The 11,535-nt window shown below is 69.8% G+C and carries 12 protein-coding genes and 1 pseudogene; 3 read left to right on the top strand and 10 right to left on the bottom strand.

The genetic code is table 11. The features are described from left to right. From H5J26_RS23020 to H5J26_RS22995, 6 genes are all read right to left on the bottom strand, one after another. Positions 1 to 725: hypothetical protein (locus tag H5J26_RS23020; RefSeq protein WP_181767848.1), on the bottom strand; the 725-nt coding region annotated here is incomplete at its 3' end. A gap of 596 nt (positions 726 to 1,321) precedes the next feature. Then, complete coding sequence (locus H5J26_RS23015) at positions 1,322 to 2,368, bottom strand: oligopeptide/dipeptide ABC transporter ATP-binding protein (RefSeq protein WP_309238034.1); 1,047 nt, start codon at positions 2,366 to 2,368, stop codon at positions 1,322 to 1,324. After that, positions 2,365 to 3,336, bottom strand: coding sequence for an ABC transporter ATP-binding protein (locus tag H5J26_RS23010; RefSeq protein ID WP_181767847.1), 972 nt, complete (start codon positions 3,334 to 3,336; stop codon positions 2,365 to 2,367). Before H5J26_RS23010 ends, H5J26_RS23015 begins: the two co-directional genes overlap by 4 nt. Continuing rightward, on the bottom strand, positions 3,333 to 4,196 hold the full coding sequence (locus H5J26_RS23005; RefSeq protein ID WP_181767846.1) for an ABC transporter permease: 864 nt from the start codon (positions 4,194 to 4,196) through the stop codon (positions 3,333 to 3,335). Before H5J26_RS23005 ends, H5J26_RS23010 begins: the two co-directional genes overlap by 4 nt. Beyond that, entirely contained in the window at positions 4,193 to 5,137 is a 945-nt protein-coding gene (locus tag H5J26_RS23000) for an ABC transporter permease (protein ID WP_181767845.1), read from the bottom strand. Before H5J26_RS23000 ends, H5J26_RS23005 begins: the two co-directional genes overlap by 4 nt. Beyond that, the gene (locus tag H5J26_RS22995) at positions 5,137 to 6,654 is read right to left on the bottom strand and encodes an ABC transporter substrate-binding protein (protein WP_181767844.1); all 1,518 of its coding nucleotides are present in this window, start codon (positions 6,652 to 6,654) and stop codon (positions 5,137 to 5,139) included. Before H5J26_RS22995 ends, H5J26_RS23000 begins: the two co-directional genes overlap by 1 nt. Before the next feature lie 181 nt (positions 6,655 to 6,835). On the opposite strand from H5J26_RS22995, the gene H5J26_RS22990 reads away from it, so the two are divergent. Next, positions 6,836 to 7,486, top strand: coding sequence for a DUF1028 domain-containing protein (locus H5J26_RS22990; protein ID WP_181767843.1), 651 nt, complete (start codon positions 6,836 to 6,838; stop codon positions 7,484 to 7,486). A 105-nt stretch (positions 7,487 to 7,591) separates the two neighbouring features. On the opposite strand, the gene H5J26_RS22985 is transcribed toward H5J26_RS22990, so the two are convergent. Together H5J26_RS22985 and H5J26_RS22980 are read right to left on the bottom strand one after the other, a co-directional pair. Beyond that, positions 7,592 to 8,239: a helix-turn-helix domain-containing protein gene (locus tag H5J26_RS22985; RefSeq protein WP_181767842.1), complete on the bottom strand. Its 648-nt coding sequence runs from the start codon at positions 8,237 to 8,239 to the stop codon at positions 7,592 to 7,594. 174 nt (positions 8,240 to 8,413) lie between these two features. Then, complete coding sequence (locus tag H5J26_RS22980) at positions 8,414 to 8,851, bottom strand: YybH family protein (RefSeq protein WP_181767841.1); 438 nt, start codon at positions 8,849 to 8,851, stop codon at positions 8,414 to 8,416. Positions 8,852 to 9,132: 281 nt separating this feature from the next. Between H5J26_RS22980 and H5J26_RS32060 the strand changes: the two genes are divergently transcribed. Then, positions 9,133 to 9,255, top strand: a complete 123-nt coding sequence (locus tag H5J26_RS32060) for a hypothetical protein (protein ID WP_268933132.1) — start codon at positions 9,133 to 9,135, stop codon at positions 9,253 to 9,255. A gap of 61 nt (positions 9,256 to 9,316) precedes the next feature. Then, positions 9,317 to 10,555 carry a 4-hydroxybenzoate 3-monooxygenase gene (locus H5J26_RS22975; protein ID WP_210771662.1) on the top strand — a complete coding sequence of 413 codons (1,239 nt, stop codon included), beginning with the start codon at positions 9,317 to 9,319 and terminating at the stop codon, positions 10,553 to 10,555. A 106-nt stretch (positions 10,556 to 10,661) separates the two neighbouring features. Here H5J26_RS22975 and H5J26_RS32315 read toward each other — a convergent pair. Both H5J26_RS32315 and H5J26_RS22965 read right to left on the bottom strand, forming a co-directional pair. Continuing rightward, positions 10,662 to 10,760: pseudogene (locus H5J26_RS32315) on the bottom strand (DUF1330 domain-containing protein); the annotation flags it as partial. Positions 10,761 to 10,996: 236 nt separating this feature from the next. Further along, positions 10,997 to 11,535: PucR family transcriptional regulator (locus H5J26_RS22965; protein WP_181767840.1), on the bottom strand; the 539-nt coding region annotated here is incomplete at its 5' end.

The following is an 11,535-nucleotide window of genomic DNA, read 5'->3' as shown; positions in this document are numbered from 1 at the left end:
AGGACCATGATCCGCAGGCGCAGGCGCAGGCGCAGGCGCAGGCGCAGGAGCCGGGGCCGGACCATCGTTCCCAGGTCCAGGCGGCGGGCCCGGAACATGATCCGGTGCAGGAGCATCGTTGGCGGGGCCGGGTGCCGGACCATCGTTTCCAGGGCGGGGTGCCGGATCGGCAGGTCCCTGGGCGGGGGCGTCTGCGGCAGGTCCCACCAGGCGATCGTTCTCGGGGCCGGGCGGTGGACCGGCAGGTCCTTGAGCCGGGGCGTCACCCGCAGGTCCCACCAGGCGATCGTTTCCAGGGCGGGGTGCCGGATCGGCAGGTCCCTGGGCAGGGGCGTCTGCCGCTGGTCCCACCAGGCGATCGTTCTCCGGTCCAGGCGGTGGACCCGGAGCATGATCCGGTGCAGGAGCATCGTTGGCGGGGCCGGGTGCCGGAGCATCGTTTCCAGGGCGGGGTGCCGGATCGGCAGGTCCCTGGGCAGGGGCGTCTGCCGCTGGTCCCACCAGGCGATTGTTCTCGGGGCCGGGCGGTGGACCGGCAGGTCCTTGAGCCGGGGCGTCACCCGCTGGTCCCACCAGGCGATCGTTTCCAGGGCGGGGTGCCGGGTCGGCAGGTCCTTGAGCGGGGGCGTCTGCCGCTGGTCCCACCGGGCGATTGTTCTCGGGGCCGGGCGGTGGACCGGCAGGTCCTTGAGCCGGGGCGTCACCCGCAGGCCCCACCAGACCACCGTTCCCAGGCCCGGGTGCCGGTGCGTCGTTCGCAGGCGCCGACGGTGGGGAGATCGAGCTGGTGCCGTGCTGGTCGGAGAGGGTCCTTGACCCGACATCATTGACGCTCGGGCCGTTCTGGGGACCCGCGCCGCCGACGTTCCCCGGGCTCGCCTGGGTGCTCGATCGGACGCTTCCCTGAGCACTCGTATTCGAGTCGGGTCCGGGTGCTGAATCCGGGGCGGAGTTCGAGCTCGTAGTCGAGTTGGATCCGGGCCCGGAGTCGTCCGCGGATGCCGTTCCGGCGGCTACGGCACTTGCGACGATGGCACCCCCGATGACGAATCCACTGCGCAGAGCGGCAGATCCCGGAAATCTACGATTCTTTGCCACTGTTGGACGACGGTGACGTCCTGCCATTCGTCTTCCTTTCCTCGACTGGCGCGCGGTCGGCGCCGGTTTGTGGGTTTTGTTGCGCTCATGGAGCCTGATGAGCCGTGCATTGTCGCTACCTGCGTGAGCCGGCCTGCTGAGATCGGCCGCCCGAACTCCTCCCGGTGCCGGGCTTGTTCAATTGGTGCTCCCTTCTGGTCGGGGGCGCGGCGCTGAACGCCGGTCAGTGCACGAAGCGGCGGAGCCGCTCCGGTGACAGCGATTCGCCGGTGCGTATGCACCAGGCGAAGTGGTTGGCGGAGACGGTGGTCTGCGGGACCGGTCCGGCGCATTCGTCGACCGCCAGGGGACAGCGGGTGCGGAACACGCAGCCGGACGGCGGATCGAGAGGGCTGGGCGGGTCGCCGCCGAGCAGGATCCGCTCACGGTTCCTCTCCGTGGCCGGGTCCGGGTCGGGTACCGCGGACATGAGCGCCTGCGTGTACGGGTGTGCGGGCCGGGTGTAGAGGTGGTCCGTGGTTCCCGTCTCCATGAGGCGGCCGAGGTACATCACGACGACGTGATGGCTCATGTGCTCGACAGCGGCGAGGTCATGGGAGACGAACAGGTAGGTCAGCCCGAGTTCGCCCTGCAACTCCCGCAGCAGGTTCATGATTTGCGCCTGGACCGAGACGTCGAGGGAGGCGGTCGCCTCGTCCAGGACGACCAGGTCCGGATCCGCCGCCAGCGCGCGTGCGATGCTCACGCGCTGGCGCTGACCGCCGGAGAGTTCGTGCGGGTACCGGGCGGCGGTCTCCCGTACGAGCCCTACGAGATCGAGGAGTTCGGCGACTCTGCGGTTGCGTTCGGCGCGTCCGGAAAGCATCCGGTGCACGTCCATGGGCTCCCGAACGGTCGCACCGGCGGTGCGCCTCGGATCGAGTGAGGCGTACGGGTCCTGGAAGACCATCGCGATCCGCCGTCGCAGCTCGCGAGCAGGGGCACCTCGCGCTGCCAGTACGTCCTGGCCGTCGAGGTGGACCGTTCCCGACGTGGGCGGTACAAGTCGGGTCAGCGCGTTGCCTATCGTCGACTTGCCGGACCCTGATTCGCCCACCAGGCCCAGCGTCTGACCGCGGTCGACGGCGAAGGACACGTCCTCGACCGCGTGCACCCACGACCGGTGACGTCCCTCCCGCGGGCCCGGGAAGCGCACGCACAGGTTCCGCACATCCAGCAGCGGTACGGACTGTGCGTCCTGGCCCGTGCCCGGACCTGGTTCGCTTCTCACTGATCCTCCGGGCAGAACGTGCGAGCGAAGTGGCGGCGCCCGACCTCCACGAGATCCGGGACCTGGGTCTCACACCGCGGATCTCCCTTGACGGGACAACGGTCGAAGAAGACACAGCCGGACGGCAGCGCACGGGGGTCGGGAGGTGTGCCCGGAATGGCGGTGAGCTGGTCGCGTCGCCTGCCGAGGACGGGACGTGCTCCCAACAGGCCCCGTGTGTAGGGGTGCGCGGGCGCGCTGTGCAGGGTCTCGACCGGTGCCTGCTCGACCACCTGCCCGCCGTACATCACCACGACGTCGTCGGCGAGCCCGCCCACCACAGCGAGGTCGTGGCTGATCCAGACCACCGCCATGCCCGTGCGCTCCTGCCGCTCGCGCACGAGGTCCAGGATCTGCGCCTGCGTCGTGACGTCGAGGGCCGTCGTCGGCTCGTCCGCGATGAGGACGTCCGGTCCGCAGGACAGCGCGATCGCGATCATCACCCGCTGCCGCATTCCGCCGGACAACTGGTGGGGATAGGCGTCCAGTCGGCGGTCGGGGTCGGGGATGCCGACCGTCTCGAGAAGTACTCGCGCACTGTCGCGGGCGGCCCGGCGGGTGGCGCCGAGATGTTCCTCGATGCCCTCGGTGATCTGCCGTTCGACTGTGAGGAGCGGGTTGAGCGAGGTCATCGGGTCCTGGAAGACGAATCCGAGCCGCCGTCCCCGTATGCCTTCGAGCTCACGCCGGGACAGCTTCAGCAGGTCCCGGCCGCCGAGCAGGGCGCTGCCGGTGACGGCCGCCGGCGGTGGGAGAAGTCCTGCCGAGGCGAGCACCGTCATCGACTTCCCCGAGCCGGACTCCCCGACCACGCCGAGCGTCGCTCCCGCTTCGACGGACCACGACACCCCTCGTACGACGCGGGCTGCGCGCTTCCCCCGGCCGAGCACGACCGTGAGGTCGCGCACGGCGAATCCGGGTGCGTTCATCGGTCCCTCCTGGACTCCATGGCGGAACGCCGGCGCGGGTCCAGGACGTCCCGCAGTCCGTCTCCCACGAGGTTGAACGCGAGCACCGTGACGAAGATGGCGAGCCCCGGGAAGACGCTCATCCACCAGGCGTCCGTGAAGCCCTTGCCGTCGAAGAGCATCCGCCCCCAGGACGGTTGCGGCGGCTGCACTCCGAGCCCGAGGAACGACAGCGCCGCCTCCGAGAGAATCGCGAACGCCAGGCTGAGCGAGGTCTGGACGATGACCGGCGCCGAGACGTTGGGCAGTACGTGGGCACGGATGATGCGCAGCGGTCCGGCGCCGATGGCGGCGGCGGCCCTCACGTACGGCTCCTCGCGCAGAGCCAGCGCACTCGCGCGCGTGACGCGGGCGAACACCGGCACGTACACCACGCCGATCGCAACCGTCGCGGTGGTCACCCCGGGCCCCAGTACCGCGACGATCGCGATGGCCAGAAGCATGATCGGAAACGCGAAGACCACGTCGACGACCCGCATGATCACGGTGTCGGCCCACCCCCGGAAGTAGCCGACGACGAGTCCGAGAACCACTCCGACGACCAGTGCGATGCTCACACTGATCAGGCTGACCTGTAGGGACACCCTGGCGGCGAGGACGACGCGGCTCAGGACGTCGCGTCCCAGGTCGTCGGTGCCGAACCAGTGCTCCATGCTCGGTGGTTGCAGGGCACGGGTGACGTCGACGGCGTTCGGACCGTAGGGGGCGAGTTGCGGGCCGAGTAAGGCGAGGGTCAGGAGCAGGACGACGACGCCGAGCCCGGCTGCCGACACGGGGCGCCGCAGCAGATGGCTCCACGCGGAGAACGGACGGGCGCTCATCGGATCGATATCCTCGGGTCGATTCGCGCGTACAGCAGGTCGACGGCCATGCTGACGAGCAGGAACAGCGTCGCGACCAGCAGCACCGCCCCCTGCACGACGGGATAGTCCCGTGCGGAGACGGCGTCGAACGTCAGCCGCCCCAACCCGGGCCAGGCGAAGACCACTTCGATGACGATGACCCCACCCATCAAGATCGCCGCCTGCACGCCGATCACGGTGATGATGGGGACCATCGCGTTGCGGACCACATGCCGGCTCCTCACGATGCGGCGCCGCAGGCCCTTGGCGCGGGCGGTGCGCGCGTGCTCGGAGCCGAGTGATTCGAGGACGGCGCTGCGGACGAAGCGGGTGATGATCGCTCCGGAGACGAGGCCCACTGCCGTCGCGGGCATGATCACCCTGGACAGCCAGCCGACGGGGTCCTCGGTCAGCGGCACGTAACCGGACGGCGGCAGCCACCCCAGCGTGCTCGAGAACAGCAGGATGAACAGGATGCCCAGCCAGAAGTCCGGTACGGAGACCCCGAATTGGCTCACGACGCGCACGATCGTGTCGCTGATCCTCCCCTGGTGCGTCGCCGCGTAGACGCCGAGGGGGAAGGCGGTCACCACGGCGATGACCATCGCGGCGAAGGCCAGGGAAAGCGTCGCCGGAAGGCGTTCGAGCAGCACGAGCGTGACCGGTTCCCCGGTACGGAAGCTCACGCCCAGATCGCCGGTGAAAGCGCTGCCCACGTAGTGGAAGTACTGGCTGATCAGCGGCCGGTCGAGGCCCGAAGCCGAACGCAGCGCCTCGTAGGACTCAGGTGTGTACTGCGTGCCCAGAGCGACCCGTACCGGGTCACCCGGCACCAGATGCATCAGGGTGAAGACGACGACCGTCACCCCCAGCAGGACCACCACGGCGTGCCCGGCACGGGCCAGCGAGAAGCGCAGCATCAGTCGGCCAGCCTCACGTCACGGAAACGGACAGCACCGTCGCTGCGGACCTTGTAGTTCTCCAACTGCGGTGCCCACGCCTGCACGACGTCGGGGTTGTAGAGGTAGACGTAGCTCGCGTCGTCGGCGATCTTCCGGGCTGCTTCCGCGTAACGGTCCTTGCGGGCCTTCTTCCCGGTCTCCTTCTGGCCCGCCTCCAGCAGCCGGTCGACCTCGGGGCTCGAGTACTTCTGGAAGTTGAAATCGCCGTCGGAGTGGTGCTGGGCGTAGTAGAAGTCTTCCGCGTCCAGGTTGCCGAGCCAGCCGAGCATCAGCATGTCGAATTCGCCCTTGCCCTGCTTGTCGAGCCATGTGGCGAAGTCGACCTCGCGGGGCTGGACGGTGATCCCGATCTTCTCGAGCTGGGACGCGATCACCTGGCCCGTGATGACGGTCTCCGGGTACTCCTTGGTCACCAACATGTCGATCTTCAGGTCACGTACGCCCGCCGCAGCGAGTAACTTGGCCGCGCGGCGCGTGTTGTGCGAATAGGGCGAGTACGCGGCGTACCAGGGGTTCGTCTTCGGTATGGCCAGCTGGTTCACGGTCGCGTTGCCGTACTGCGTGGCCTGGACGACGGCCTTGCGGTCGATGCCGTAGGCGATGGCCTTCCTGACGCGCGGGTCGTCGAACGGACGGCGGTCCTGATTGGCCGCCAGATACCAGTAGTCGTTGCCCACAGCCGAGTCGAGCTCGAGATCCTCGTTCTGCGAGACCCGCTCGACCTGCTGCGGCGGGATGTTGTCGGTCCAGTTGATCTCGCCGGCTTCCAGGTCCGCCAGGGCCGTCGTGGGCTCGGGTATGAACCGGAAGGTCAACGACGGGATCTTCGGGGCGCCGCCCCACCAGCGGGAGTTGGCTTTCAGCCGGATCGACTCGCCGGGGTTGTAGTCGTCGAAGGAGAAGGGCCCGGTGCCGAGCGGCCGCGTTTTGATCTTTCCGCTCTCGACGTTCCTCTTGTTGACGATGGCGAGCCCTTTGTGGCCGCCGATCCTGGAGAGCAGGTTGTACACGGGCTTGTCGAGCTTGAGCACGACGGTCGAATCGTCCGGAGCCGAGATGTCCTTGACGCCGTCGAACCGCCAGGCGTTCCCCAACTTCTCGTCGATGATGCGCCTGTACGAGTAGACGACGTCGTCCGCGCCGAACGTGGAACCGTCGTGCCAGGTGACGCCTTTGCGGAGAGTGAACGTCCAGGTGAGCCGGTCCTCGCTGACCTTCCAGCGCTCGGCCAAACCCGGTCTCATGACGAGGTCTTCGCCCGGCTCGACCAGAGTGTCGAAGGTGTTCTCCAGCACCTGGAAGGAGAAGTACGCCGACGTGCGGTGCGGGTCGAGCTGATCGGGCTCGCCGGCGATCGCGGCCACGACGCCGGAGCCGTCCTTGCTGAGGCCGCGGTCCACTCCGGTGCCGGGCGAGCACGCACCGAGTAAGGCCAACACGAGTGCGGCGCCTGCCCATCGGCTCAGCCGTCTCACGCCCTACCTCCCCCGCTTCGGGTGACTGGTCGTCGACACCCGCCATCATTAAGATGAAGGTGCATCATTATTACGAAGCACGGCGGGCACGCTACGAACCTCGGCGAGCGAGGTCAAGACAGTGCCCGTAACTGTTACCCGGAGTACTCGGGCAGCGGCCCGCCCGTTCGGAGAGGAAGACGTGACCTATTCCCTGGTGGTACGGGACGGAGACGGAAGCTTCGGCGTCGTCACCGCGTCGAAGTCCCTGGCCGTCGGCGCCTCTGTACCCGCCTTGGCCGCGGACGCGGGCGCCCTCGTGACCCAGGCCCACACGAACACGACGTTCGCCGAGCGTGGGATCACGCAGCTGCGTGCCGGGTTCGACGCGGCTCGGACGGTCGAGCGCCTGATCTCCTCCGACCCGGGACGTTCACTGCGGCAGCTCGCGGTGCTCGGTCCGGCGGGTGACGCCGCTGCGTGGACCGGCCCGGACTGCACGGATGCCGCGGGGCATCTCCTCGGTCCCGGATGCGTGGCCGCCGGGAACTGCCTGAGCGGAACGCCGGTTCTCAGCACCCTGCGGGACACCTTCCTGGCCTCGGCAGGCGCCCTCCCGCACCGCCTGATCGCGGCGCTCGCCAGCGGCGAGGAAGCCGGTGGGGACCGTCGCGGCAGGCAGAGCGCCGCACTGCGCGTCGTCGGCCCGGCCGACGACGGCAACCTCCGCAGCGCGGCCCGTGTCGACCTGCGGGTGGACGATCACGACGACCCGGTCGGCGAGTTGCGCCGCCTCCTCGCGCTGCACGACGTCTTCACAGGCGCGGCGGACCCGTCCCGGCATGGCCGCTGAAGGCGGTGCCGCCCGCCGCGTGGTTCACCGCGAGAGCCCGAACCCGGCCTGCCGTACGGCCTGTTCGCCGTGCCGCTGCTGAACGCCCCGCCGGTGACGGGTCGTTCAGAAGGCCAGGGGGATGACCGCTCCGAGTACCACAGTGGTCTCCGTCCCGGGGTTGGCCCACCAGTGGGCGGCCGTGCAGTCGTAGGTGATCGTGTCGCCCTGCGACAGGTCGACGACCTCCTGGCCGATGCTCACCCTGAGCCGGCCTGACAGCACGACGACGCATTCCTGGCCCAAGTGGCGATAGGAACGCCCCTCGTTGCTGAACCCCGGAGGCACTTCGCTCCGGATCACTTGCAGCCGTCCGCTCGACGGGGTCAGCAACTCGCGCAGCACCTGCGAGTCGCGTGTGTCATCGCTCGGCGCGGGCAGCCGGGGGCCGAGACCGGCGCGGACGACATGGTGCTCGGGCTCGGGTGCTCCCTGGAGCAGCTGCACCAGTGGGATGCTGAGCGCGGTGGCCAGACGCTGCAGCGTCTGGAGGGAGGGATTGCCCTGACCGCGTTCGAGCTGGCTCACCGCGCCCGTGCTCACGCCCGCGCGGGACGCGAGCGCTTCGACGGTCATGCCCAGCAGGCGCCGCGTCGACCGGACGGTCGTCCCGATGGTGGCGAGTTCGCCGTCACGGTCTCCGGCGGGAGCGCTCCGGGACTCCGCGAACTCCCTTGCTGAACCGTCGGGTTCCCCGGCGGGTTTCCTCGGCATCCCTCACCCTCCGGTACACCGCTCCGGTCGGACGCCCTCATGAGCGCCTCAGGATTCTATGCGTCGCGGCAGCGCGCCCGGAGCGCCCGCCCCCCCCCGCGTCCGCACGTGGCGCGGCCCCACAGCTCTCGGAGCCGGGCAGGTGGGGACACGGTCCTTGCCCGGTGCCACGTCTCAGGGGACGAGGTCGAGCGCGGCCTTCCCCGAGCCGTCCATCCGGAACGGGACGGACTGGTGCTCGTGCGTGATCAGCCAGCGTCCGTGGCGGCGTTCGAGACAGACGGTGTTGCGGAACCACAGTTCGACGGGCCCGCCGTCCGACTTCTCTCCGCGCATGCGGTCCAGGCTGTGCGCGAAGGCGGCGTCGCCGCCGACGGTGACATCGAGCCGTGTCACGTCGTAGCCCAGAGTTCCGTTCCACGTGTCCAGCCATGCGGCTGTGCCCTCGATGTCGCGCCCGGTGTGGAGCAGTGGGGGATCGAGGGTGAAGGACGTGACCTCCGGCGCGTAGTACGAGTTCAGCGCCGCGGCGTCCTTGATCCGGAGGGACTGCGACCGCGCTTCGATCAGCTCGTGGACCTGCGCCGTGTCGGGGTTGGTGAGGACAGACATCTCCGGCCTCCTCGGTGGTCGGTGCGTGCTCTTTCACAGATACAGACCACCGGGGCGGCCGGATTCATCGGTCCGGCCGGTTCGATCAGCGGGTTCAGCAGATTCAGCGGGGGTGGTCAGGCGGTGCGGTCAGGCGGTTCGAGCGGCGCGCGTCGCGGCGGAAGGCGCCGGCGCACGCCGTCCCCCGGTTGGCGCACAGAAGCCTGTACGCGCGGGATTTTCCTGGTCACTCTGGACAGGGTGCACCAAGCACCGCAGACGAAGCCGGAGGGGAGAGATCCGTGGACGGTGATCGCCCCTCGGCGGAGAACCAGGGCGGCAGGGCGACAGCGGTGGCGATGCTCGTACTGACCGTGCTGACGGTGCTGATGGCGGCGGCCGCGGCCTGGAAGTTGATCTGGTGAGGTCGACCGGGACCGCCGTGACGGTCCCGCTCGTTGTTGATCTACTCTGTGCCACCAGCCGTTGATCGACGGAGCTTCGGGGGAGTCGGTGGAAGCACGGGCCGGGACGGTCGGGGAACGTACCGGCGTCGTCATCGTCGGGGCCGGGCCGGCGGGACTCACACTGGCCAACCTGCTGCGGGCCGGGGGCGTCGACTGCGTACTGCTGGAGACCGAGAGCCGCGAGTTCATCGAACAGCGGCCCCGCGCGGGCTTCTTGGAGGAGTGGGTGGTGCGCGGGCTGGAGCGGCGCGGGCTCGCCGGTCCGGGGCTGCTGGGTGCTCAGGCGCACGGCGACTGCGAGTTCCGGCTGGAGGGTGAGCAGCACGTCTTCCGCTACGGGGAGCTCTCCGGGCACCGCCATTTCGTCTACCCGCAGCAGCTGCTGGTGACGGACCTCGTGCGGGCGTACGCCGACGGGGCGGGCGGAGACGTCCGGTTCGGGGTGCGGGACGTCGCCCTGCACGGAATCGGAACGGACGCCCCGGCCGTCTCCTTCACGGACCCACGGACCGGTCAACACCGCAGTGTCACCTGCGACTTCGTCGCCGGATGCGACGGCGCACGCGGCGTGAGCCGCAAGGCCATGACCGAGCACGGTGCCGGGGTCTTCCGGCACGACTTCGGCGTCGGCTGGCTCGCGCTGCTCGCGGAGGCACCGCCCTCCGCGCAGCGCGTCGTCTTCGGGCTGCACTCCCGCGGCTTCGCGGCGCACATGGCCCGCAGTCCCGAAGTGACCCGCTACTACCTGGAGTGCCCGCCGGGGGACTCACCGGAGAACTGGCCGCACGAACGCGTCTGGAGCGAGCTGCGGCTGCGGCTCGGCGCACACGACGCGACGCCCCTCAACGAGGGCGCGCTGATCGAGCGCCGGGTGCTCGACATGCACAACTACGTCGTCGAGCCGATGAGTTACGGGCGTCTCCACCTGGCCGGCGACGCGGCCCATCTGGTGGCACCCGTCGCCGCCAAGGGCATGAACCTTGCCTTGAACGACGCCCTCCTGCTCGCCGACGCCTTCCTCGCGCACTACGCCGACGGCGACGACGGCGCCCTGAACGGCTATTCGGAGACGTGCCTCCGTCGCGTATGGCAGTACCAGGAGTTCAACCAGTGGGTCTCCGAGATCCTGCACGGTCCGTCCTCCGGCGACCCGTTCCGTGCGGGTGTGGCCGCCGCCCGGCTGCGCCGCATGACCCGCTCCGAACGGGCGGGCACGGCGCTCGCGGGCCTGTACATCGGCAGCGACGCGGACCACTGACACTTCTCGGCCGGGCGGCGTCGCGGACTCCTTGCCGGGCGCCGCCGCCGTCCACGAAGAGCAGACGCCGGTCCAGGGCGGCGGTCCGGAGCGCGAGCGCTTCGGCGCACTCGGGGGAGGCGTACCAGCTCCGGGCGGCGTCCATGTCGGGGAACTCCACGACGATCAGGAGGGCGTCGCCCGGCCAGTCGCCCTCGACCGCCACGGGAGTCTGCCCCCGCGAGAGAAGCGCCCGTCGTGGAGAGCGACGGAGGCAGTCGTCAACTCGCGGTAGGCGTGGGCTCGTTCCTCGTCGAGGACTGTGACTTCGGAGATGACGCAGGCGGGCATGCGCGCTCCAGTGCGACGAGGTCCGGGCGAGTGTCCAGGTAGACGACAGCGCCGGGCGAGGCGTAGGTCACCGGCCCGGCACAGCAAGCCGTCGACGCCGGTCCAGCAGCCTCAACTCAGGCGCAGCGCAAGGAAGAAGTCCAGCTTGTCCTCAAGGCGGGACAGGTCGCGTCCCGTCAGCTGCTCGATGCGGCCGATGCGGTAGCGGAGGGTGTTGACGTGCAGATGGAGGTGGGCGGCGCAGCGTGTCCAGGAGCCGTCCGCGGCGAGGAACGCCGAGAGCGTGGGCAGGAGTTCGGCGCGGTGGCGGCGGTCGTACTCGCGCAGCGGCGCCAGCAGACGGGCCGTGAAGGCGCGGCGGACGTCGTCCGGGACGAAGGGCAACAGCAGTACGTGTGAGGCCAGTTCCTCGTGCCCGGCGGCGCAGACCCGCCCCTCGCGGGCTGCCGCCACGCGGCGTGCGTGGCGGGCCTCTTCGAGGGCCCCGTGCAGTCCTTCCGCGGAGTGCACGGTCGCGCTGACTCCGATCGTCAGCCGCTCGTCACCGTCGAGTCCCTGCTCGAGCGGGTCGCGTACGGCGGCGAGCAGGGTCCTCGCATCCAGCCCGGGGCCCCGGTGGCTGCCGCCCTCCGCCTCGTCGTCGTCCGGAC

Origin of the sequence: Streptomyces albidus (ex Kaewkla and Franco 2022) (assembly GCF_013870515.1) — a bacterium.
GTDB lineage: Bacteria > Actinomycetota > Actinomycetes > Streptomycetales > Streptomycetaceae > Streptomyces > Streptomyces albidus.
This window is presented reverse-complemented; position numbering and strand designations above follow the sequence as displayed.